22 protein-coding genes and 2 pseudogenes are annotated in these 24008 nt (G+C 48.9%); 10 read left to right on the top strand and 14 right to left on the bottom strand.

Translation table 11 applies throughout. The annotated features are described in order from the left end of the window. Positions 1 to 301: 301 nt before the first annotated feature. Together RIN67_RS02050 and RIN67_RS02045 are read right to left on the bottom strand one after the other, a co-directional pair. Positions 302 to 733 carry a universal stress protein gene (locus tag RIN67_RS02050; protein ID WP_264999657.1) on the bottom strand — a complete coding sequence of 144 codons (432 nt, stop codon included), beginning with the start codon at positions 731 to 733 and terminating at the stop codon, positions 302 to 304. Continuing rightward, the gene (locus RIN67_RS02045) at positions 730 to 2364 is read right to left on the bottom strand and encodes an Nramp family divalent metal transporter (RefSeq protein ID WP_264999656.1); all 1635 of its coding nucleotides are present in this window, start codon (positions 2362 to 2364) and stop codon (positions 730 to 732) included. The genes RIN67_RS02050 and RIN67_RS02045 overlap by 4 nt, the downstream gene beginning before the upstream one ends. A 456-nt stretch (positions 2365 to 2820) precedes the next feature. On the opposite strand from RIN67_RS02045, the gene RIN67_RS02040 reads away from it, so the two are divergent. Continuing rightward, entirely contained in the window at positions 2821 to 3165 is a 345-nt protein-coding gene (locus RIN67_RS02040; protein WP_264999655.1) for a hypothetical protein, read from the top strand. A gap of 166 nt (positions 3166 to 3331) precedes the next feature. Continuing rightward, positions 3332 to 3814, top strand: a complete 483-nt coding sequence (locus RIN67_RS02035) for a GNAT family N-acetyltransferase (protein ID WP_264999654.1) — start codon at positions 3332 to 3334, stop codon at positions 3812 to 3814. A 177-nt stretch (positions 3815 to 3991) separates the two neighbouring features. On the opposite strand, the gene nhaC is transcribed toward RIN67_RS02035, so the two are convergent. Together nhaC and RIN67_RS02025 are read right to left on the bottom strand one after the other, a co-directional pair. Beyond that, positions 3992 to 5449: a Na+/H+ antiporter NhaC gene (nhaC, locus tag RIN67_RS02030; protein WP_264999653.1), complete on the bottom strand. Its 1458-nt coding sequence runs from the start codon at positions 5447 to 5449 to the stop codon at positions 3992 to 3994. 347 nt (positions 5450 to 5796) lie between these two features. After that, on the bottom strand, positions 5797 to 6333 hold the full coding sequence (locus RIN67_RS02025; RefSeq protein WP_024747171.1) for a GNAT family N-acetyltransferase: 537 nt from the start codon (positions 6331 to 6333) through the stop codon (positions 5797 to 5799). Between the two features lie 251 nt (positions 6334 to 6584). Between RIN67_RS02025 and RIN67_RS02020 the strand changes: the two genes are divergently transcribed. Then, positions 6585 to 6974: a hypothetical protein gene (locus RIN67_RS02020; protein ID WP_264999652.1), complete on the top strand. Its 390-nt coding sequence runs from the start codon at positions 6585 to 6587 to the stop codon at positions 6972 to 6974. A gap of 57 nt (positions 6975 to 7031) precedes the next feature. Here the strand turns inward: RIN67_RS02020 and RIN67_RS02015 are convergent, their stop codons facing one another. Further along, complete coding sequence (locus RIN67_RS02015; RefSeq protein ID WP_313826068.1) at positions 7032 to 7895, bottom strand: aldo/keto reductase; 864 nt, start codon at positions 7893 to 7895, stop codon at positions 7032 to 7034. A gap of 206 nt (positions 7896 to 8101) precedes the next feature. Between RIN67_RS02015 and RIN67_RS02010 the strand changes: the two genes are divergently transcribed. Then, positions 8102 to 8728, top strand: coding sequence for a hypothetical protein (locus RIN67_RS02010; RefSeq protein ID WP_264999650.1), 627 nt, complete (start codon positions 8102 to 8104; stop codon positions 8726 to 8728). An 838-nt stretch (positions 8729 to 9566) separates the two neighbouring features. On the opposite strand, the gene RIN67_RS02005 is transcribed toward RIN67_RS02010, so the two are convergent. Together RIN67_RS02005 and RIN67_RS02000 are read right to left on the bottom strand one after the other, a co-directional pair. Continuing rightward, positions 9567 to 11411, bottom strand: a complete 1845-nt coding sequence (locus RIN67_RS02005; protein ID WP_264999649.1) for a MucBP domain-containing protein — start codon at positions 11409 to 11411, stop codon at positions 9567 to 9569. A 246-nt stretch (positions 11412 to 11657) separates the two neighbouring features. Beyond that, positions 11658 to 12815 (bottom strand): ArgE/DapE family deacylase, encoded by a 1158-nt coding sequence (locus RIN67_RS02000; RefSeq protein WP_264999648.1) that lies wholly within the window; start codon positions 12813 to 12815, stop codon positions 11658 to 11660. A 633-nt stretch (positions 12816 to 13448) separates the two neighbouring features. On the opposite strand from RIN67_RS02000, the gene RIN67_RS01995 reads away from it, so the two are divergent. From RIN67_RS01995 to RIN67_RS01965, 6 genes and pseudogenes are all read left to right on the top strand, one after another. Further along, on the top strand, positions 13449 to 13958 hold the full coding sequence (locus tag RIN67_RS01995) for a YbhB/YbcL family Raf kinase inhibitor-like protein (protein ID WP_024747164.1): 510 nt from the start codon (positions 13449 to 13451) through the stop codon (positions 13956 to 13958). A 9-nt stretch (positions 13959 to 13967) separates the two neighbouring features. Beyond that, a complete protein-coding gene (locus tag RIN67_RS01990; RefSeq protein WP_107739457.1) occupies positions 13968 to 14486 on the top strand; it encodes a universal stress protein in 519 nt (172 codons plus the stop codon). A 333-nt stretch (positions 14487 to 14819) separates the two neighbouring features. Next, complete coding sequence (locus RIN67_RS01980) at positions 14820 to 14924, top strand: putative holin-like toxin (RefSeq protein ID WP_390894436.1); 105 nt, start codon at positions 14820 to 14822, stop codon at positions 14922 to 14924. Positions 14925 to 15145: 221 nt separating this feature from the next. Continuing rightward, a pseudogene (locus RIN67_RS01975) lies at positions 15146 to 15226 on the top strand (putative holin-like toxin); the annotation flags it as partial. A gap of 256 nt (positions 15227 to 15482) precedes the next feature. Further along, a complete protein-coding gene (locus RIN67_RS01970) occupies positions 15483 to 16301 on the top strand; it encodes a helix-turn-helix domain-containing protein (protein ID WP_264999647.1) in 819 nt (272 codons plus the stop codon). 69 nt (positions 16302 to 16370) lie between these two features. Then, positions 16371 to 16799 carry an SRPBCC family protein gene (locus RIN67_RS01965; RefSeq protein WP_264999646.1) on the top strand — a complete coding sequence of 143 codons (429 nt, stop codon included), beginning with the start codon at positions 16371 to 16373 and terminating at the stop codon, positions 16797 to 16799. Between the two features lie 181 nt (positions 16800 to 16980). Here RIN67_RS01965 and RIN67_RS01960 read toward each other — a convergent pair whose 3' ends face one another. The 7 genes and pseudogenes from RIN67_RS01960 to RIN67_RS01930 form a co-directional block, all read right to left on the bottom strand. Beyond that, a complete protein-coding gene (locus tag RIN67_RS01960) occupies positions 16981 to 17760 on the bottom strand; it encodes a (S)-acetoin forming diacetyl reductase (RefSeq protein WP_024747161.1) in 780 nt (259 codons plus the stop codon). A 186-nt stretch (positions 17761 to 17946) separates the two neighbouring features. Beyond that, positions 17947 to 18276: a Fic family protein gene (locus tag RIN67_RS01955; RefSeq protein ID WP_264999666.1), complete on the bottom strand. Its 330-nt coding sequence runs from the start codon at positions 18274 to 18276 to the stop codon at positions 17947 to 17949. A gap of 55 nt (positions 18277 to 18331) precedes the next feature. Then, a complete protein-coding gene (locus RIN67_RS01950; protein WP_264999645.1) occupies positions 18332 to 18583 on the bottom strand; it encodes an AbrB/MazE/SpoVT family DNA-binding domain-containing protein in 252 nt (83 codons plus the stop codon). 238 nt (positions 18584 to 18821) lie between these two features. Further along, positions 18822 to 19274: pseudogene (locus RIN67_RS01945) on the bottom strand (beta-xylosidase family glycoside hydrolase); the annotation flags it as partial. 157 nt (positions 19275 to 19431) lie between these two features. Beyond that, positions 19432 to 20985 carry a sialate O-acetylesterase gene (locus RIN67_RS01940; RefSeq protein ID WP_264999644.1) on the bottom strand — a complete coding sequence of 518 codons (1554 nt, stop codon included), beginning with the start codon at positions 20983 to 20985 and terminating at the stop codon, positions 19432 to 19434. A 17-nt stretch (positions 20986 to 21002) separates the two neighbouring features. Then, a complete protein-coding gene (locus RIN67_RS01935) occupies positions 21003 to 22553 on the bottom strand; it encodes a glycoside hydrolase family 43 protein (RefSeq protein WP_264999643.1) in 1551 nt (516 codons plus the stop codon). A gap of 32 nt (positions 22554 to 22585) precedes the next feature. After that, the gene (locus RIN67_RS01930; RefSeq protein WP_313826069.1) at positions 22586 to 24001 is read right to left on the bottom strand and encodes an MFS transporter; all 1416 of its coding nucleotides are present in this window, start codon (positions 23999 to 24001) and stop codon (positions 22586 to 22588) included. Positions 24002 to 24008: the final 7 nt, after the last annotated feature.

The raw sequence follows: 24008 nt of genomic DNA, 5'->3' as shown, positions 1-24008 counted from the left end.
GCCCCCTAAACTTTATTCGGGGGAACAAGAAGTTGAAGTTAACGATTGGTTCACTTTTTAGAAACCGGTTTCTTTGTGGCTATTACCGCATTCCAAGTCCTCAATTTCTACGGTGTTATGAGCCCTAATTTTACCGATTAAAAATATTTGAATAAAAATTTTAATCCCCCAATTATTCTCCAAGTAAGTTAGCGCTAGGTTACCCTTAGATTAGGTAACCCTAATCTATCGTGTTTTGGGTGCAACAAAAAAGGAACCTGCCACCCGGTTAAGGCGCAGATTCCTTTCATCATGTCCTTTTTTACCGAACCACTAACACCGAAATCGGAGCGTACTTAGCCATGTAGGCCGCTTGGCTCCCGAAGTGGCGACTGACGCCCTTCTTGGCTCGCGACCCCACGATCAACAGGTCCGGGTGAATCTGGGGAATCACATCCCCCACAATGGCTTCACCGGGTTCCCCTTCGACCACGATAGTGTGGACGGGGTGCACCCCCGCAGCTATTGCCTGGTGCGCATACCCTTGGATGTGACGTTCCAGTTCCTCACGTTTGCCGTGAATAAAGTCCTTCGTCAGCGCCTGATAGACGTTGATGGCCTGGTTCTCCAAGACCAAGACGATATCTAGTTCGGCGTGGTCTTGGCTGGCCTGATGAATCGCGTACTTGAAGGCCAGTAACGCATCCGGCGAATCATCAACGCCGACTAGGATGTGCTTAAATTGCGTGGTCATTTCGCCGCGCCTCCCTCTTCATGGTTTTCGACGCCTTCTACCATGGCCGCTTCAACCGCGGATGGTTGACCTTCCGCCTTTAAGTGCTTCGCCAACCGTTGATTCCCGTGGTGGAGTTCCACGATGGTCCAGACTAACAACGCAATGATAACCAAAATCAACGCATCCGCAATGCTGTGCGCTAACGCGACTTCACTGGCCGACGGGTTCGCGCCGAAGAAGCCCGTGACTTGGTCGGGCAACCCTTGCATGTTCAAGAACGTCAGCCCAATCACGGAGATCCAGCCAAGAATCTTGACCCACAAGGAATTCTTGAACTTTCCCATTTCCATCTTACTGTCCGTCATCATCAATAACGGCAACATGGAGAACGGTAGCGCAAACGCCAGAAAGACTTGCGAGTTGTTCATCAAATCGTTCAAGGCCACGTGTTCGTCGATGGCACTTTCACCACTGGTCATCCCCACGCAAATCAATACCGGAATCACGGAGATCACCCGGGTAACTAACCGCCGTAGCCACAATGGCATCCGCATGTGCACAAAGCCTTCCATGATCACTTGCCCGGTCAACGTCCCCGTAATGGTCGAGTTCTGCCCGGAAGCTAACAGGGCGACCGCAAACAGCGTGGACAGGATCCCGGTCTTGGCCACACTGGCTAAGACCCCGTTACTCATGGTTGAGGTATCCGACAACGCCTGGAACAGGCCGAAGAAGGAAGGATCTTTAACGGCACCCGACTTGAAGACCGCGACCCCCATGATCAGGAGCAACGCGTTAACGAAGAACGCCAGGGTCAGTTGAATGTTGGAATCCCAGCTGGCAAACTTAACGGTCCGAGCGATATCCTTTTCGTCGTGGTGGTTAATCTTCCGCGTTTGAGAAATCGCGGAGTGCAGGTACAGGTTATGTGGCATCACCGTAGCCCCGATGATCCCTAACGCCCCCTGTAACGGGTTATTGCCCCCGATAGTTGGCGACTGGGCGAAGGTCTTACTCGTCGGAATCAAGCCGGCAAAGACGCCGCCACAGTTCGGGTTCGACAAGGCGACCTGGTAGGCAAAGACCACCAAGATCACCATAATCAAGCAGACCACGATAGCTTCGATCTTTCGGAACCCAATCTTGGTCAGCAACAGTAACAGCAACACGTCAAAGACGGTGATAAAGACCGCAATGACTAATGGAATATGGAAGAGCAGGTACAGCGCAATCGCCGCCCCGATAACTTCCGCAATATCCGTGGCCATGATGGCGAATTCCGTCATCAGCCACAACACAATGCCCAGGGCTTTACTGGTCCGCGCCCGAATGGCTTGGGCCAAGTCCATTTGACTCACGATGCCAAGTTTAGCAGCCATGTACTGCAGCAGCATCGCAACTAAACTTGAAATCAAGATGACAGACATTAACAGGTACTGGAAGTTTTGCACCCCAGTGATCGACGTTGACCAATTCCCGGGATCCATGTACCCCACGGCAACCAACGCACCTGGTCCAGAGTACATAAAAAGGGCCTTCATGAAACTAATGTCATGCGGCACTTCTACGGTCCCGTTAATTTCCTCCAGCGACCGCCCGTTGGCGTACTGGATTAATTTATGTTTCTTTTCGGTGGTTTCGTCTTGCATCACGACAAGCTCCTTTCCATTGAGGGATGGGCGAAAGATCGCATCACTCAGAAACGAGCGTTACGGTGACTCGTCACCTCACTATCAGTCCAACTGTTTGACTTACTTCTACTCCTTCCTTAATCGCCCATAGTTTACAAAGAAAGCCAGTCCGAATGGTTAAATAAGCGTTTAAAGCACGTTGTTTCCATACTTTACGAACTTAGCTCAGTAGGAATGTTGGTCGGCGGCTGACTAGGTCGTTAACCCGCACCTTAAATCCATCTCATCGCCCCATTCCAGCTTGGTCGTGCGCCGAATTTTCGTTAGATTGAAATCCTATTTTCGTTTGGCCACCACCTTGCTTAATTACCATGGTTTAATGGTCACAGTGGGCATAAGGCCATCGGGAGATTCACTGATGGCAATCCCCCATTACCGCGATGACCATCACGCATACCAGTTAGGAGATCGACTATGGAACCAAACCAAGAGCTATTCTTTCTTTACATTAAGCTCGTTCTCTTTAATTTTGATCAACGTTATAATGCCACCGATTTCTTGAGCGAGTTTAGCGTGACTCACGCAACCGTGACCTTCAACGTGACCAAGGTCACCGCCTCGTTTCGCGTTGCGGCTGCTTTGGGGGAAATTGAAGCAGATTTTTCCCTGGACTTAAACTATGACCAGCTAGTCTCGCCAGAGGCTGTTACCCAATCTCAAGTCTTGCCGGACTCAATAACCTTTTCCGTCCAAGGTTGGAATCAACCAAAGCTCGACCATCAGCGCGATAAGCTCTTGGATTTTAAACCCTTCCTATGACCGCCCAGCCGATTCCCCGTTGTTGGTGTTGAGATGGCATGGTATTCTAAGCTACGGATTTCTGCTTAATTCATGGCTGACAAAAGAATGGGACACTTTAGCCCTTCAAGCGGGGCACTCACGCGGCCTAAACTCGAATCCAAATTTCCTGAAAGTAGCTGATTTAATGCATTTACGTCAAGTCGTTCCCGCTGATTTACCCGCGATTCTAGAGATTGAACACGCCGGATTCACCGCTGCCGAAGCGGGCACCCCCGAGGCTTACGCGGCCCGGATTCAAGCCTTTCCGGACACCTTTCTCGTGGCCGAAGAGCGTGACACCCTATTAGGCTTCGTTTGCGGCCCCATCGTCGCTGACGACCTGGTCGCCGATTGGATGTACGACCAAGCGCCCACCAACCTTCCGACTGGCGGTCACCAGATGATTCTAACCATCGCCGTAGCGCCCACCGCTCGAGGTCGTGGCATCGGCAGTCGGCTCCTAAGCGCCTTCGCCGAATCGGCCACCGCACGCCACTGCCAGTCCATTGCGCTGACCTGCTTGGCTGACCGCATCCCCTTCTACCAAAAGAACGGCTACCAAGTCGTCGGCGTCTCGACCTCCCAGCATGCCGGTGAAACTTGGTATGACCTGGTTAACGAGCTTTAATGCGAAAAAAGGCCGCGTTAACGAGCTCTTCCGTAATTGGAAGTAACCGTTAACGCGACTTTTTTTAATTAATTTCAGCTTATGACGTCAAAACGCTTGGCGGTTGACGGAACTATCCTTAACCGTCCCCAACTTACCAATAACTCACTGCCCACAGTGGTCGGGGATGGGATTGGTTTACCGGCCAGAAGCTTCTGGATCCGGCATCACAACTTCGCTGGCCGCGGTCGTCTTGACCGTTGGATTCTGCCGCTTCAGACCAATTCCCGTGAACCCACTTAAGATGGAGAAGACTGGGGATAAGAGACTGAAGAAGCAGAATGGTAGGTAAGCCAACGTGGAGACGCCCAGGGTGTTGGCCGCGAACGCACCGGCGACCCCCCAAGGAATCAAGTAGTTGATGACGGTCCCACCATCTTCGAGGACCCGGCTCAACGCCAGGTTAGCTAAGCCCCGTTGATTGAAGGCCTGCTTGAACGCCTTCCCTGGTAAGATGACGGATAAGTACTGTTCCCCAACGAAGACGTTGACCCCGATCCCCGCAACGATGGCGGAGGTGATCAGAGAACCCGGACGAACCAGCCGCTTCACTAACGGTGCCATGGCCGTCTGGATCAAGTCGAACTTCATCAACAGGCCCCCTAAGGAAAGCGTCAGGATGATTAAGGAAACGGTACCCATCATGGACGCCACCCCGCCCCGGGAGAGCAAGGCATCGACGCCGGCGTTACCGGTCTTGGAGACGAAGCCACTTTCAATCGTGGCCGCCAAACCAGATAAAGAGGTCTTAGGCTGTTCAATGAAAATCATCACGATGGCCACCCCGATGTTTAAGAACAACGTGGCAATGGCGGGCACCTTCATCAACGCACACACCAGCATGATGACCAGTGGCAAAGCGGCCCACCAGGTAATCGTGAAGTGCTGGTTCAAGACGGCTAAGGTCGTGCCAATCTTGCCCATGCCGGCGTCCGTAGCGGCCCCGGACCCGATAATCGTGTAAAGGACTAGCGAAACTAAGAAGGCGGGAATCGTGGACCACATCAGGTTCTTGATGTGACTGAAGAGGTCGGATTCGGCCATGGCCGATGCCAGGTTAGTGGAATCGGACAGCGGTGAAGTCTTATCACCGAAGATGGATCCGGAAATGATGGCCCCAGCAACCAGTGCGGGGTTCATCCCCATGGTGGTCCCCATCCCGAACAAGGCGATCCCAATCGTTGAGATGATGGTAAAGGCACTCCCGATGGATGACCCGATGATCGCGCAGACCAGGAAGACGGATGGCACGAACCATTTTGCAGAGATCATGTGGAAGCCGAAGACCATCATGGAAGGAATGATACCAGCTTGAATCCACACCCCGATCAAGACCCCGATTAAAATAAAGATGAATAATGGCACAATCCCGGTCTTGACCCCATCCGTAATGCCGGCATGAATGGTATCCCAACTTGCGCCGCGGACCCGCGCCCACAGCATGACCAACGCGATGACCAACATTACGGGCGTCTGCGGAGACAACCCAAACTTGATCACGCCAGTCCCCATGATGAGTAACATCACCAGTAAGACCGTCAACGCTTCACCCAACTTTACCGGTTGCCATTGTTTCTTCTCAGTTGCTTGCTTCATACCAATCACACTCCTTAATTTCTCTCTAATAAAAAATCGTCCCTGCCGCAAGATTTGACTTGCAACAAGGACGATTCTCGAATTAAGGACCGTGGTACCACCTAGCTTGAATAGACCGGACGCCGAAGGTCCAGTTATTCCACTCTCTAGAAGTTAACGGCTCTAGTTTTTCCGCCTGGCGGACCAGGACGTTCCACTGTATTTCGTCGTAATTACCCTGATCGGTTCGCAGCACCCACCGACTTCCTGACACCCAGATAATCCGCTACTTGGTAATGGAATTTAGCGTTCATTTATTTGATTGACTTAGATACTACCACGCTCACAAATCACCGTCAACCAGTAATTTAAAATTTGTTAAAGGCTGCGGGGTATTCCAGCATCCCGCCGACGTGGGCCAACGCCCCGGCGCGTAAGGTCTTGATCAGGTGGTTCCCCATCGGCACGTGCAGCGAATTATGGATGGCAAAATCTTCCGCCATCACGTATCCGTGCCGTCCGTAGTACCGTGAATCCCCCACCACGCTGATGGCCGGATACCCCGCCAACTGGGCCCGGGATTCCAGCTCCTGCATCAGCTGAGTCCCGACGCCGTTCCCCTGCCAATCGGGTGCAACAGCTAACGGCGCCAAGGCCAAGATACTGGTGGTGTGGACGTTGCCGCGGACCGTGACCGGCGTCAGCAAGCCGTGACCCACGATGCTGCCATCGCCCGGCCGGACCACCATTTCAAAACTAGGCTGGTAGTCATAACTGGTCCGTAGTTGATGAATCAAATCAACCTCGGAACCGTCACTTTCAGGGAGCGGCGCAAACGCATCCGTCACCAGCTGGTCGACTTGGTCAAAATCCGTGGGTTGAATCGTTTCAAAACTTAAATTCACTATTTTTACCTCTCATTTCCTAGCGGCTAGGGTCTTGTCTAACGGGTTGGGTAATTGGCGTGGTTACTTTGTCTCAAAAGCCAGTGAGTGACCTGGCAAACCACAATCCCATTACCCAATAATACTGTGCCATTATACACGTTTAAGTCTTGAATTGACGCTTTCTGGTTTGATTTTTACGAAATCGCTTGAAATCCATCCGCAAAACCCCGTACACTAGGAGCAACCCTTAATGAAGTGAGATGATTAAATTGACGCACAAACAACGGTGGGCCGCGGTCTCCGTGGTCCTCTACCTGGTGTTTGTTATTGCCGCCATCACCACCGGCTTCCTGGACCCCAGCAAGATTGGCCTGCAATGGACCATCTTCTGGTACTTCACCGGCGCCGGCCTGGCTTACTACTTCTACTTCAAGAACTACAGCTACCGCGAAGTGATTTACTACGCCCAAAAATTGGGCTTGCACAAAACTGACCTGTTGGAAATGGCGCCGGATCTAAAGCACAACCAAGACGTCCCGGACCCGGACCATCCGAGCTTTTTGAGTCCCTTCGCCCAGGTCCCCATCACCGTGGTGAACGCTCTGACCGACCAGCTCTTACCCCAGGCGGATGAACAACACATTCCCCGCTACAAATAACTGCAAAAGACCACCCACTGGCTGAATACCAATGAGTGGTCTTTGGTCATTAATCGTTTATTTACCCGTTGAATAACTCTGCGACTGCTTCAACCAAGCCGCATCGTCGGGGTCGGGACCGACCCGCTTACCGGCGTCGAGGTCGCTGATCTGGTGCATCTCGTCTTCGTCTAAGCCAAAGGCAAAGATGTCGCGGTTCTGGGCAATCCGTGCTTCATGGGTCGACTTAGGAATCACAATTTCTTCCCGTTGGACGTGCCACCGCAAGATAATCTGCGCCGCACTCACGTCGTGGGCCGCCGCCAATTCGTTGATCACGGGGTCGGTCAGCGCATTATTTCGGCCGCCACCTAGCGGACTCCAGGATTCATGCAAGATTCCCTGAGTTTCTAGGTAAGCGTGCAGGTCATTTTGCTGGAAGTACGGGTGCGTTTCGATCTGGTCGACCACTGGCTTGACTTTGGCCGTCTTCATCAACGTCTCTAACTGTGATTTCTGGAAGTTGGAGACCCCGATGTTCTTGATCTTGCCGGCCTGATACAGGTCTTCCATGGCCCGCCAACTCTCCGCGTAACCCGGAGCTGGCCAGTGGATCAGATACATATCCAGGTAATCGAATCCGAGCTTATCCAGCGTGGTCTGAAAGGCTGCTTTAGTCTCATCGTAGCCCCGAACGTTGTTCCACAACTTAGACGTCACGAAGACGTCTTCGCGCTTGACGCCACTCTCCCGAATAGCCTCGCCGACCCACTGCTCGTTACCGTAATAGGACGCCGTATCAATGTGCCGGTAGCCGGCTTTCAAGGCCCACTTCACAGCATTCTTCGTATCTTCAGCGTTATCGACTTGGAAGACGCCCAAGCCTAATTGGGGAATCTGGTTACCGTTATTCAACGGTAAGCTGGGAATATCATTATGCATGACAAAAAAACCACCTTTCAAACTTGATTACAGGTCTATCATACAATATCCGGGACCGTTCCGAAAATCATTCCCCGTTTTTTCCGCAATTAGGGCGTTTAGATTTTTCACCACGACGCTTTTGCGTTACTATGAAGGGTGTGGTAGTTTGCCGTCGGTTCGGCAGGCTCGTTTTTTACACCGTTTTGAACATGGAGGTTTTTCAGTTGAACAACCAAGAACCAAAATCACGCGTACAACGGTATAACTTTAATGCCGATGACCAACGGCCACTGCGTCGTCGGCACCGTCAACGGCGGTGGTGGCCCTGGATCATGACCCTGCTCACGCTGGCCATCGCCATCCTGCTAGTCCTGGCCATCAACGGGCACAAGGCCGTCAGCACACATTCGACCACGGCTTCCAGCTCGGACTCCGCGATGCTGGCCCACGCGTCATCGGCATCGCAAGCATCCGCGTACAGCCAGTTCCAAAAACGGCTCGATGCGTACAACGACAATGGGATTACCGTCACGCAAAAGCAAAAATTACAAAAAATGATCGATCAAGAATCCAATCAAGCTGTCCAGAAACGCGAACAGAAGTTATTGGATCAGACTAAGGTCTCCAGCACCGCCACGACCAGCAGCAGTTCGTCTGCACCCGCAACCTCGTCGGCTAAGAAGACCAGTCAGAACCCTACGACCTTCGACACCACCCACACCTTCTCGTCCGTAGGTGACGCCCAGAACTGGGCCCAGGCCTCGAAGAACCAGTGGTTGCAAGCCGGGTACAACAACTACACCATCACGTCCGATGGTCAAGGTAACTACAACTTACAGTTCGTCCGGTAACCCAAACGAAGGCAACCAATGGCGGTTAATGCTCGTTGGTTGCCTTCGGTCGCACGTTTCAGCATCGTATCGTTATCGTCAAGAATAAAAGGAGCCTGGGCGCTTTGTCCCAGGCTCCTTTCTTACATTTAGTCAAGGGATAGATGGTAGCAATCATCCGCCTTACCGGTTGACCCTGAAGAGGCTGGAACGTGGTGGGCACGACTTGGAGCCCTGAAAGCCCCAGGTCTTCAAGCTCGGCCTTTGGGTAAGCCAGCCCAAAACGCTGACTAACCCAAACGACACCACTGAGCCTCTTCAGGACCAACCTCACGGCTAAATTGAGCGTACCCAAAACAGTACTTTCTGAAGTTTGAACAACATGCGTGACTGCTGATCAGACCAGCCTTATTGGGCTTCGAATCAATGGTACACGTCATCATCCACTTGATGTTGCAAACGTTTGACGGTCTGATTCACGCAAACGACCACTGTGACCTTATCCTGTTTAGGATGAGGTTTTTTAAGTGATCATAGTCGTCAATAATATGCTTGAGTACCGTGACCTAATGGTGAACACTATGGTTAGACGGTCAGACAAGGCTCAGCCGTGAAATTTTCCTTGGTGAGCGTTTTTCAGCTCGCCTAGGAAAAGGCCCGGCTTCGAGACCGCTCTGTGGCTCGAAGTGGTGCCCACGGCGTTCCAGCCTTGTCTGGCCGTCCGGTAAGGCGGGTGACAATCACCACGTTTTTGTTTTAAGGCCGGTTCTAATAAAGCTATCGCAATGTCACTCAAGGAAGCGCTGTAAAACCAAGACAGTTTTACAGCGCTAATCTTAGGATGTTTGCGTGTCACCTTTTATTTCACTGCCTGACTAAAGTTCAGGTTCGCGGACACGTATTGCCCGTTCTTCAACAGGTACCGTGTGGTCAGGTTATGCCGAACCAGCTTCTTGACCGCTAGGCGTTGGCCCTGCCGGTAGTGGGTCTGCTTGCGGCTTAACTTCACATCCCGGTAGCCGTTCAGCCCCTTGACCACCTTGATGGCCTTAGGCTTGGTCGTGGCGTAAGTTCCCTTGACGTAAGATTGCTGAGTCGTGATATAACCGCGCTTACCGTAAGTCTTGGAGCCCTTATTCACGTCCTTGACCTGGTAGCGTAAGAGCCCCTTCTTCGAGTAAGCCGTCTTGACCACTACGAACTGCGGCCGCTTGGTCCGCGTCTGCTTAGGGAACCACTTCAACCGGTTCTTCACCGAGAAATTCGCCGTCCGGTAGAAGCCGATCTTCTTGACCGCCGTCACACTCATCTTAGGTTGAACCAAGTTGGCCGATCCCGACGATTCGAGACTACTGGAACTTTCGGCAGACGATGAGCCGGTGGTACTGGACGAATCCGCACTGGAGCCACCACCCGAATTAGTATCACCGGATGGGGTCGTGGCGCTGGATGAACTCGAAGAATCCGACGACTCGTCCGCGTCCTTGTGGTACACGAAGGTCACGCTCTGGGGTTCCGTGGTGTAGGTTCCAGAAGTGACACCTTGGGTATCCTGTAACGTGTAGCCGTCAATGGTTGGCGCTTCGACGGTAAAAGTCTCATCCAGCTTACCCGTCAATTGGTCGTCTTCCTTAATGGTCTTCCCGTTTTGGTCGTGATAGTGGACCGTGACCGCCGCACCATTTTCCTTTTCCGGCGTCAGTAGCGGTTCCCATTGGTAGGTCTCATTGCCACTCAGCTCATCCGTATGGGTGCCGTCATAGAGCGCTTCCAGTTCGCTAGTGGTGTACGCCCGTTTACCCGGCGTCCCCGCAGGCACGTACTTATCCTGAACGTTCTCCCACTTGCCCGTATAGATTTCGGTATCCAATAACGGATAGTGCGTGGTGTCCAGGTTAAAGAACGTTCCCTTAGTCAACTTGATCTGCGGGCTCAGAGTCAATTGATGCAAGTTGCTGATCTGCGTGTAGCCCATCAAGTAGGACGTCGACCCGGTCCCTTGCCAGTTTCCCAGGTTCAGGTTCTCCAAGTTATAGTCGTTCGATAACATCATGTAGTTGTTGGTCACGCCCGCTGTGTCCAATCCAGATAAGTCCAGGTCCGTCAGGTGACTATCCAGGGCAAACATGATCTGCATCCGGGTCAGCTTCGGGGTCTCCAAGCGTCCCAGCTTCACCGTCTCCAACGCGGAGTTCGAGTTAAACATCGCATCCATGCTGGTCACGTTGCGGGTGTCCCACCCCGTGATAGCCATGGTGGTCACTCCGGGATTATTCGCGAACATCCCCGACATATCGGTGACATCACTGACGTCTAAGTTCGTTAAATGGTTGAACTGCGTCACCGTCGGCAGGTCTGCAAAGAGATAGTGTGCACTCGTAGGCGCCTTAACCTGCTCCCCAATCGTCAATTGCGTCACCGTGATATTAGTCGGGTCCGCCGCCAACTGGTCGACAATGGCCCGCAGCGGACTCGTTTGCGCCGTAGTTGCCGGTAAGGTCCCGTTGCTTAGGGTCAGATTGCCGTCACTGGAAACCTGCCAGGTCGCCGTTCCGATGGTGCCACTCAGGGCATCCTTAGTGGTGGCTGCCTGAGCCACGATGGGCGTGGTCAGCGTTAGGGCTTGCTTGGTCAAGTTACCGGCCTGACTGCCCCCCAAAAGTAAGCCCGCCAAGAGTAATGCCGTGGTCGTTTTCATCCGCATGTTGTTTCCCCCCATTTAATTTTGCGCACCCTTTCAGCTCCCGATTAAGCGGTTTCAAAAAAGGTGTCGAACACCGTTGGTCAATTGCCCGATTATTGCTGATAGCATCATACATGATTTGCGATTAAATGTATACTATATAAACCTATCATTTAATGATAGGTTATTTCAAAAAAAGAAGCTCCCGCTAAAAACGGGAACTTCTCAAGTTTTCAGATGATTATTTTCAGGAATCAGTTAAGTCGGTTATTTCGTAAATTGGGCGAAAAATGTGGGGATCAACTGCTGGTAAATCTGAATGGCTTGCAGATAGTCGTCCAAGTCCACGTACTCGTCTACCTGGTGCGACGTTGCGCTGCCGGGACCAATTTCGATACTGGTGAAGTCCCCCTTGGCCCGCAAGAATTCGGCGCCATCGTTGGCCCCGCCGGACCCCACAATCTGGGTATCGTGGCCGCAGACCTGGTCGCTGACCTGCTTGGCCAGTTGGACCAACGGCGCGTTCGGGTCACCCGGAATCGCCTCTTCAGGATAACTGTAACTCAACGCCAACTGAACGCCGGGCTGTTGGTTCAGCTGGGCGATCAAGCCCTCCAATTCGGCGTACAGGACGCGGTTGGGGTATGCCGGAATCGTCCGCATGTTAGCCATCAATTCGGCATGGGCGGGAATCGAATTGATCTGCTCACCACCGGAAATCAGGTCGACGTTATGTAACAGGCCACCCAAAACAGGATCAACTTTGGTGTGTTGCGCCATCAGGGGCCGGACCGCGTTATAGAAGGTCATCAGGTTGTCGATGGCGTTGATGCCCTTTTCCGGACTGGCACTGTGGCTGGCTCTCCCGGTCGACACCACCTTGTAGTCGATGACGCCCCGGGCCGTGTAGACCACGTTGTCCAGGCCGCTGGGCTCGGCGATGACCAAGCCAGCCAGATGATCTGCATAGCCAGCGTCGGTCAGTTGGGCGGCACCGTATTCACCGGTCTCCTCGCCCACCGTCGCCAGTAACCGGACGCTTCCCGGCAAGTCGACACCCTGGTCTAAGAGGTCCAGCATGGTGACCACTAAAGCAGCCAGGCCACTCTTCATGTCTGAAGTCCCGCGACCGTACATCCGGCCGTCGACTATCTCGCCGCCAAAGGGATCGTGGTGCCAAGCCGTGGTATCGCCGGGGGCGACCACGTCCATGTGCCCGGACAGTCCCAGACGCGGACCCGCGGCGTTGCCAATGGTCACAATCAGGTTATCTCGCCCGGGCGCATAGGTCAGGCGTTCGACCTTAGCCTGGGGATATGGCGCAAATAGGTCCGCAATGTAATCCGCCACGTCGGCTTCATGGTCATTGACCGAGGGAATCTGAATCAAGTCCTGCAAAATCGTCAGCTTTTTCTCTGGTGTCACTACACATCCATCCCTTCACCAAACACGTAAGATGTTACCAGCATACGCTCATCATCCTAAAAATCAATCATTTTCGCAAGATTATGCTAGTTTATTTAAATATATGAGTTTTTATACATTATAAATGAATATTAGTGGGGATATTCCGGCCCCGGTAGCCGATGGCAGGGCCGTGACGCCAGTGGGCACGACTTTAAGCCGCGCAAAACCCGCCCGTCTTAAAGCTCGGCCTTGGCCTAAGCCGAGAGGACCACTCGGCTAACGCCAACTTCACTGGCTGGGCCCTATCGGCTACCGGGGCCTCACGTTGGTGCTGGCCCATAACTAAGACTGTCGATGATTTAAGCACTACGGTGAGCCGAGAGGGCGCCCAGACAGGGCTCAGCCGTGAAATTTTCCTTGGCGAGCGTTCTTCAGCTCGCCTAGGAAAAGGTCCAGCTTCGAGACCGCTCTGTGGCTCGAAGTGGTGCCCACGGTGTTCCAGCCCTGTCTGGGCGCCCGGTAAGGCGGATGCCCAACGCTACCGGGGCCGGAATTATTCAACTATCGTCTAGGAGTTCCCCCGCAAGACTCGCGAGGAGCCTGGTATCTGCGGTATAATGGGGGTATGCACCACGACTTAGGAGGGATTTCATGCGTATCTTTGTACCGACAGAAAACGGGTACCTTGCCGATGACTACAGTAAGTACGCCACCGGTGACAACGTCTACGGTGGTCAACCCGTGACGTCGTTTCCCATCAGTCTCAGTAAATTACCCAAGAAAACAAAAACCTTAGCGTTGAACCTCATCGACTTCGACGCCGTCCCCGTCTCCGGGTTCCCCTGGATCCACTGGGTCGCCGCGAACTTTCCCGGCATGACCCGCGAGATTCCCGCGGACGTTTCCCGGACCAATGCGGTTCCCCACATCCACGGCCGGAACAGTAACGCTGGCTCACTGGTCGGCAACACCGACCCCGCCGTCTTCCAAAACTACACGGGGCCCTTCCCACCTGATAAGGACCACGACTACAGTCTGACCGTCTACGCGCTAGACACGGTCCTGGACCTCAAGGATGGGTTCTGGTTGAACGACCTGTTACACCAAATCAACGGCCACGTCTTAGACACCGCCACGATCACGCTTCGCGGCCGGGCTTAGGAGGACGCTATGGCAGAACAAACCAGTTATCAACGTATCTTAGTGCCCATCGATGGCTCCGTTCAAGCTGAGTTGGCCCTCAAAAAGGCCGTGGCGGTCGCTCAGGCCAATCACGCCCACATCGACCTCTTGAACGTGTTGCGCATCAACCATTACGGCTTTTACGCCAGTGGCTCCATGCCCGGTGACGTGATCCATGAGTTGACTCAGGACGCCACGTCCTACCTGAAATCGCTAGTGCAGACCACGTCGGCCGCGACCGGCTTCAAGGATCTCGACTACCACGTTCGGTTCGGGAACCCCAAGACCGTCATCGCCCACGAATTCGTCCGTGACCACCAAAATGACCTGATCATGCTGGGGGCCACCGGACTGAGTGCCGTGGCCCGCATGGTCGAAGGGTCCGTTACGGCTTACGTCAGCCGGATGGCCCAAGTCGACGTCTTCGTCGTCCGGACCACCCTGACCGGCGAACCGGTCGATATGCAACAGGTTGCGACGGAGAACCAGGAACAACCAAAACTATAATTCGTTAATTAATGGCGCCCCGCTAGTTTGTTGGGGCGCCTTTTTGAGCCATCGTGAAATCAAAAAGAGACTTCCCTTAGCTGAACACTAAAAGAAGTCTCTTTGGGGAACTTAACCAGCCGGCATCATGCGTACTTTTCCCATCAAAACCGTCTGGCACCGATTCGCCCACAATAACTATTATTGTAAGCTTCAAGGCTTGGCTGGTTGTCCCCAGTCCCTGTATACTAGATTTCGTAGAGCAGTTAAGGCGGTGGCTATTTCCGATTGGGGGTGGTGCTCATGGGATAATTCCTTTAGCACCCCAAAATCCTAACGAAAGGAGTAGCCGTAGTGTCCATTTCGGACGCGTTACAATTAATGCTAGCTTTCGGGACCTTTACCATCGTCCTGATTGCATTGATTGTTGAGCTGATCAAAAATCAGCAAAAAAAATAACCGCCTTAGCTCTGACCAGCTAGCGGTTATTTAACCAATATTAAGCTGCCACCATCTTAAACGGCTCTACATTGGAAGCCCTGTTCACGCAGGGCTTCTTTTGCTTATCCACAGTATAGCATGTCGCCACCCAACTTTCGACTATTTTTAACTAGCCTCTAGTGATGCTCAGAGCTGATTGGCAGGCCCACCCTGTTAACCAAATAGCCGCCAGAATTCAGCAGATTATGCTAGCTTTTGGGACCTTTACCATCGCCCTAATTGCATTGATTGTTGAGCTGATCAAAAATCAGCAAAAATAACCGCCTTAGCTCTGGACAGCTAGCGGTTATTTAACCCTTAATCCACCGTCTTAAACGGCTCTACATCGGAAGTCCTGTTCACACAGGGCTTCTTTTGCTTACCCGCAGTATAGCATGTCACCACCTAACTTTCGACCATTTTTAACCAGACGAATAGCTGATTTTGACCGACTGAATTCCTATTATTTGTATTCGGCTAAAAGAAAAGATACCTTTAGACTATATTGTTTAAAACTTTTGAAGGATGGGGCTAATTATGAGAGACATTGGGTCGACGATCAAAGCATCTCGGGTAGCTTTAGGCCTTTCTCAGGCTGAGCTAGCTGCGGGAATTTGTGCTCAGTCTATGATTTCTGGCCTTGAGAATGGGAAGTACGTTCCTAATGCCGCTTTGCTGCTGGCATTGGCTCAACGATTGAACATTGACGTGAATTCAATTTCTTTGGCTCGTGGGTATTTAGTGAGTCATGAACCCGAGATCAACGCAACTTGTCATCAGCTTTGCAACGACCATTGTTACGCTGAGTTGGGTAATTTTTTGCGTCAACAGACCGTTTTGGATAATTTAGAATCGGCTGTTCAGACCCAAGCCTATTACTATTATTTAGCTGTTTCGCAATACCATGCTCGTGATTTTGATTCAGCGCTGGCATCACTTAAGTTGGCTATGGCTGAAGCTAACTTGTCTCATTTAAGCACTTTGTCGCGGTTATGCTTGATTTCTGTGGCGTTGGTTTGTTCTGAAAAAGGCCATTGGTCACAAGCTTTAACCGCGCTGAATTCCGCCATTTCCGACTTAAAAACCGTTGCTTACGAAGAAAATTTGCACGTCTTATATTACCTGTCTGCCTTGATTTACTTTAAGCACGGGGAAGTTGAACGAGCCTTTTTAACGATTACGGATGGGATTACGCTAATTGTTGCCCACGATTCACACCACATGTTAGCTAATTGCTATTTTTTGTTGGCAGAGTTGGCGATTCGAATGCAAAAGGGTGACTTGGCGCATACCGCTCGAACACGTAGCCGCGTCTTAGAAGATATCTACCGTGACGGTATCTACAAAGATTTTTGATATCAGAATACTGATTTTAAACCAGATGCTAATTCTTCTATGATGATCCTACAAGTAAAGGAGGACATTATGGAAAAACTATTTTCTCATTCAATTTTGATTGCGGCCTCACCGGAAATCATCTTACGGAAGATTTCTGATTTGACGCAACTAGCAATGTGGAACCCAGCTATCTCAACCGTTACCCCAGTTGATGAAGTGAAGTTTCACGTTAACCGCAAAACCGACGCTATCAATTCAGACGAATTCATGACCATCACTTCAGGGGCAGATTACGTCTCCCTCGTAGCCACCGGTAATCGCATCGACTATACCCTAACAATTTCGGTGAAAGCACAAGGTCAGACGACCGAAGTCACTGAACAGTTAGACCTGATTGAACAACACGGAATTAAATTACCAATTCGTTTTATGGCCCCAATTACCAAACATGCTTTTAAACGAAATCTGATACTATTAAAATCGTATGTAGAAACTTCCACATCCCATGCTGGATGACATGAACAACGCCATACTGGAAGTCCTGTTCACAGGGCTTCTTTTAATTTCTCCCATATGAGTGCGCCGCAATTTGCCCCTTACTCCCGTTCTCCGCCATAACTTGCCCTGCTACGCAAATAGCCGCCGTAATCCAGCAGATTACAGCGGCTATCAAAATCATTAGTTAAGCATTAAGCGGTTAGTGGAACTGCATCCCACCATCGACTTCAAGAGTTTGACCCGTAATGTAGTTGGAGTCTGGCCCAGCTAAGAAGCCAACCCCGTTAGCCACATCTTCGGGTTCGGAGAGCCGACCTAAGGTAATGTCCTTAGCGAAGGTCTGCATCCCCCATTCATCGCTCTTGCCGGCGTTTTGACCGACTCTGTGCGCGATGTCGTACATCATTGGCGTCTTCACGATCCCAGGCGCGTAGGCGTTGACCGTGATGTCTTCAGCGGCCAAGTCACGGGCTGCCACTTGGGTGATTCCCCGAATGGCGAACTTAGTCCCACTGTACAGGGCCAAGTTCGGGTTCCCGACAACCCCGGCTTGGGAAGTCGCGTTGATGACTTTCCCACCGTGGCCGAGTTCCTTGAACTTCGCGTGAGCCGCCTGGATGCCCCACAGCGTCCCCGCAACGTTAACGTGGTAGACTGTATCAAATTGTTCCGGAGTAATCGTGTCGATTGGGGTGGTTGGGCCTAAGCCGGCGTTGTTGACGATCACGTCAAAGCCGCCTAACTTTTCAGCCGCTGTGTTGACCGCGTTGAACACGCTGTCCCGGTCGGAAACGTCCGTCTTGACCGCAATCGCCTTGCCGCCATCGGCTTCGATTTCTGAAACCACCTTGTTGGCATTGTCTAAGTTCAAATCAGCAATTGCAACTGCAAAGCCATCGTTAGCTAACCGCTTCGAAATTGCTTCACCAATTCCTTGACCGCCACCAGTGACCATTGCTACTTTACCATTTGATGCCATGTGCCATTCACTCCTTTTTTATGAATGAAACTTTGTACATCTCCTATTCTACCAGAATTACAGCTTAATGAAAGCGGTAACTTAGCTTTTATTCCGGGATTCGTACCGGGTTGCTCAATGATTAATTTAGGTGATGGTTGACCTGGCGAAGCACCCTACTTTTGCACGAATCTGGCAAGGTTATGGTTATATCTGTTTTAAGTGACTCGCAATTACTTGAAAGACGCAATCATAATCTAATTGTCCATCCTCCAACAGTGCAACCATTAGAGCAAGATCATTTAATTCAACAACCGAAAAAGTTAAATCATGGTTATTTAGTTGCGCCATAACTGACAAAGCAAGGACCGCGGTCCGTTTATTTCCATCCACAAATGGGTGTAGATTGATGATTTTAATAAAGACGATTCTTAACTTTTGGGTAAGCTTGGGATAGGCTTCCGTACCCAAAAACGATTGACGCGGTAACACCACAATTGACCCTAATCCCTTTGAATTTGAGAAGCTTGATTCGATACTGAAAGTGCTTTTTGATTGAGTTGAATAAGCTCATTCGCTGCTAAGTAACGCATTATTCATCGCCCTTACGAAGCATTCCCAAAGTATCGTGATACTTATCAAATGAATCATTCATGGCTTTTACAAAATCAGGATCTGCATCTTCTAACTTGGTCACCAAGAAGCCCTGGTCAGTGGGTACAATTTGGATTTTTGAATTTGTAGAAAGGTCCATTTCATCAGCAATTTTCTTGGGAATGGTCATCCCAATGGAATTACCAACACGAATGACGTTTTTTTTGAGGTTGTCTTTGCCATTATCCATAGCCATTAGCCCCCCTTATCAGGAATCCTTTTTCAACAGAATCATAAGTTAGACTTCATTTTAATGTTATAACGTAAAATATCAACCATTCCATAGTCCTTCTACCAAATCGCATGTATGTCGTTATAACTTTTGTAGACTTCTTACCGTCCACAGCCTTGCTTCCACAAAATCAGCCCCCAGAAGGCAAACCTTCTGAGGGCTGATCATAACATCTATATGCTGGTCTCAAGCAACGTTAGTCGTCGCCCAATTCCTTGTAATCGAAGTAGTCGAATTCTGCGGTTTGGCCGTAGCCAGCGTAGTCGACCGCTGCCAGACCCACGAAGGCTCCGGTGAAGAACCCACCGTACGTCTGTAAGACGTAGTCGTCGGAAAGAATTGCGGCATCCAGTTCAACTGGAATTTCGTGCCATTCTGAACCGTCGAAGGAGTATTCGTAAGTGTAGGATTGCTTCCGCACCTTAGTCTTGAACCAGACATATTCCGTTCCGGCTGGAATCTGAATAGCTTGGTCTTTCAAGAAGGACGTGTAATTGTTGTTGTCGTTTTGCGCAACTTCAATCACTGGCCCCCGGTTCTCGTCACGGGTAATGTAGACCCACGAGTAGTGCTTGTCGTTGTAGAAGTTGACCAAGCCGGCCATGTTTTCGTAACGGGCTGGGTCAAACTTGACCTTGGTCTCCGCATCGCTCAATGATTAATCCAGGTATTAATTGAAAAAGTAAAACTAAAAGCGATGGGTACAACTACAAAAGCTGCACCTATCGCCTCTAGTAATACAGATGAGCATCCATTATGCAAACTGCACAAGCTAATGGACAATCAACCCACATATTCTCGCTAATCTACGCACTGACAGTCACATCAAATGGTCGAACTGGAATTTGATGTTCATTAAACAATGCCGCATGACTAAATGGTTGATTTTGATAACTAATTTCAAGCACCTTATCTGGTGTAATACTTTGACTCAGACCAATAATCAACTTATCATCATTAACTTTAACATCCGTCACGGGCATAGCAACTCCATTTACAGTTAACTTCATAACGTTTTCTAACTGTAGTTTCTGACACTGAAGCTGCTGGCACTCATTAAATTTCAGCTGAATGGTATGATCCACAAACTCTGTGGAAATTACCTTAGGTGCCTGTCCGTGTTCTTGCTGATGATATACTTTATCCAAGGCAAGCAGATAGAACCGCTCCGCAGCAAGCTGCTTATTCTTTGGATGAATATCATACTGCATACCATCATCTAAAACATTTGTTAAATACACACCCGGCAATGCATCGGCAACTCTTCCCTGCTGTCTACGTAGTTCGGGGTAAAATGTTCCGTCAAATACACCAAACCATTCTTCAAATGGCGCCAGCTGCATTACCAACACAGGAAAATGATAGTCCCAACGGTGCCACCAGTCCTTAATCATCGCTGTTAAAAGATGGTTATAGACTTCAGCATGCTGATCATCGGATTCTCCTTGATACCATAAACAAGCCTTAAAGCGGTAGCCAATAATGGTTTTTACCATTGTATCGAATAAGCCGTGCGGTCTGTTTTCAGACTGTGGACCTAAAACATAATCAACGAATAGCTCATGGTGTTCCTTATAAGCATTTGACAAAGTCTCATGATCCACACGTCCCGCAACAACATTATCCCAAAATGGTCCGACTTCCGGACGACTACTTTGAGCAGCAACCATCTTCAAAAAGGCTTCATACTCTCCAGCGGGTCGTGTAGACAACAGTTGATTATAACTATCCAAATATGTCTTCTTCAATACAGGATCATCTTCCAAGGCTTCCTTCGAAGTCCACGTAGATGCCGTTGTTCCACCGTAAGTCATCCAGACTAACCCAACAGGAACATGACTAAGCAATTTAGAAAGTTTAAGTCCAAAGTAATAACCAATCGCACTAAACATGGCGGCATTATCATGATTCAACGAATGCCATTTACCAGGTTCGCCCGTCTGATCTGCTTCAGAATCGGGAGTAATTTTTTGAGGAACTTTAAAAAAGCTAATTTTTTCGCTTTGATCAAGTAACTCTAAAACCTTTTTTGCTGACTCTTGATACTGCCCATCATTAACTAAATTAAAATCCATATTCGACTGCCCAGCTAATAGCCAAACCTCACCGATACTAATTTTAATTTTTTGAACGCAAGTTCCGTTAACAATAAACTTTAAGGTTCCGTCCTTTTGTGCAGCATGTTCAGAAAGGTAAACCGTAAAGCTCCCGTCGTTTGAAACACCAGCCATTTTTGGGGTTTCCTCATCAATTCCAACTTCAAGAATTGAATTAGGTGTAACATCCCCCCAAATTCTTATTGGCGCATCACGTTGTAAAACCATTCCGTCTTGAAAAATTGCCGGTAATTTTAGTGACATTTATTTCACCTCACCTTTTAATAACAATTATCAGTTTCGATTTTTGTTACCTGAACCTTACCCAAGTTATTTTCGTTCGGGAAGTAGGTACCTACAACGCACCCGACAAAACCGCCTGCAACCTCAGTACTTAAGAATTGTGTGTTAACACGTTGTTGCAACCATTCATATTGGCCATCTTTCTCACTAAAGATTCCAACCATGAGTTGATCACCTTTTTGCCGAACTATCAATCCTCGGGGCATAACTTGTAACTGCTTAGAAGCAATCACACTCACAACGCCATCCACATTCTTTTGCACGACTAATTCAAAATACTGATGAACAGCTTTCAACATAAACGTTATAAAATGTGTGCGATTCTGGTAGACAGCAATTCCAAACTGCCCACCTTCTAAGTCAGCTTTTCCCATCTGAATACTGAAGTAGGAATTAACTGAACTTTCACGAATTCCTAGGAAGGTTGGCGATTCAGTTCCCGACAGTTCATTCTTAGATCCCAATAAAGTGATACTTCCATCTTTTTGTGGAATATAATTCTGCTTCTTAGGATTACGTAAGAACAAGCATCGCAAATCAAACTTGTCCTGATCAAAGTCAATTACAGAAGAAGGTTTAACCATTTCTTTTTTAGGTAAATCAATGACACCACTTTCTTCTAGTTTCCCAACACCAGGATTTAGTACGGGCCAATCATCCTCCCAAACAACACGACCGATAAACGTTTCTCGACCCGTGTTTACATAGCCTTTGAACTTCCGACTACCTAAACATACAAAATACCAGTTTCCGTCAAAAGATTTAACAAAATCACCATGTCCAACATTTTGAACCGGATAATTTTCTCCCAAAAACCGGTGAGTCATAATCGGATTATTAGGATTTCCTTCATACGGTCCAGCAATTGATTGGCTTCTAGCAATTGTCATTGCATGATGTGACTCCGTGCCACTCTCCGCAATGAGAAGGTAATAATAATTACCATGCTTATACAGATGCGGTCCTTCTGGCCAAGTAACGTTTCGCAATGCACCACGCCATAATGGCTTCTTTTTACTAATAAATTGTTTCGTTTCCAAGTCAATTTCGGCTAAATAAATTTCATTATCACCAAAATACTTAGATCCCTCTGAGTTGTCATGAGTGGCAACGAAATAGCATTTTCCATTATCGAAGAACAGGCTTGGATCAATCCCATCTGCTCCTTTAATAAAGGTTGGTTTAGACCACGGTCCACGAGGATCCTTTGCAGTAATAATAAACATCCCTGCATGATTTTTCTGTGTTTCGTGATCTGCAATAATGTAGTAAGTCCCTTGATAATAACGAATTGAAGGTGCATAAATCCCTTCATGATCATCATTACCAAGTAAATTTACTTGCAAGTTATCCGTCAAGGCATTGCCAATCTGTTCCCAGTGTGCTAAATCCTGACTATGGAAAATTGGAATTCCAGGAAAATAGGAGAACGTCGAATTCACTAGATAAAAGTCTCGACCAACCGAACAAATCGATGGATCTGGATAGAAGCCATGAAGAACTGGATTATGAAATTGAGTACTCGTCATAATTTCTTCATCCTTTCTCAACCAAGTTCGCACTAGTTAGCTTTGGCAGCAGCTTCTTTAGCTTTCCGTTCATCAATTTCCTTGTTCATCCGGTTCATTAATTCATCGGTAATTGGGTACATTTGCATAACTACCATACTGATAACAATCAGAACTGCAGGAACAACACACATCAACATTCCAATACCACTTAAAGCACTAGCTGATTGAGTTGCTAATTTCGCGTTAAAGCCAGTGCCTTGCAAAATATAGCCTGGAATAACACCACCAATAGCCATACCTAAAGCAACGGCAAATTGATAAATTGAACTGATAATCCCGTTTTCACGCTTACCAGTCTTCCATTCACCATAGTTCGTAATTTCTGGAACAAATGACCACATGTAACCAGTCGTCACAATCATTCCCATGGAAGCTAACAGCTTACCAATCATGGCCAATACGATATTGTGGGCGTTGATAAAGTACATAATCAGTAATCCAATAATTAAGATGATACTGAACAAATGCATCATACCTTTACGTCCCATTTTCTTCTTCATCCATGGCATAAACGGAACAATGATGAATGAAGGGGCAGTACCCAAAACATTAAACCACTTCAACATATCGGGGTTAGCCATGTTATAAGTAACATAATATGATCCACCAGAGTTAACCATCGTCATAAAGATAAAGGCCAATACCATGTAAATAAAGATTAAAACAAATGGCTTATTAACCTTAGCTTGAACTAAGATATCCTTTAATTGAACCTGATCTGCTTCTTCGGCTGCCATGTGATAATGTTCCTTAACAGTCTTAAACCCAAATAGAAGGCCAAACAATCCAAGGAGTGCGAAGATACCCATTGTTAATGTCCAACCCATTTGTGAGTTAGGACCAGTATAAGAACCTGAAATACTCGTAACCAACAATGGTACACAGAAGGAAACTAATACACCACCGGTATTTGAGCAGAACAAACTGTATGAATTCAAAACCGCAATTTCATCGTTATCACGGGTCATTGCGGCTGGTAAAGCACCATTAATACATAACCCAACATTTAGTAACGATAAAAGAACATACGTCGTGTAAGCATAAATCAGCTTCAATGTGTAACCCGTAGCTGGCGTAATAAACGCAATAACGGATAGGAAGGCATACGGAATAGATAAGTAAAGTAAGTAACCACGGTACTTACCAAATTTAGTGGTTCGCTTATCAACCCAAGTTCCCCATAACGGATTCCCAACAGCATCAACCAATTTAACAATTAAGAACATTAACGCAGAGTCAGCCGGCCGCAATCCATAAACGTTGGTATAGAAGAAAAGCAAATACGTACTTACAACGTTAAAAATCAGGTTAACCGCCATATTAACAAAACCATAACCTAGCTTTTCACTAAAAACTAACTTATGTTTTTGTGGAGCGACAGCACTCTTTTCAACACTATTATCCATAATTAAT

The sequence above is a fragment of the Levilactobacillus namurensis genome (genome assembly GCF_032197885.1).
Taxonomy (GTDB): Bacteria; Bacillota; Bacilli; order Lactobacillales; family Lactobacillaceae; genus Levilactobacillus; species Levilactobacillus namurensis_A.
Note: the sequence above shows the minus strand (reverse complement) of the source record. Positions and strands in the feature narration are given on the sequence as shown.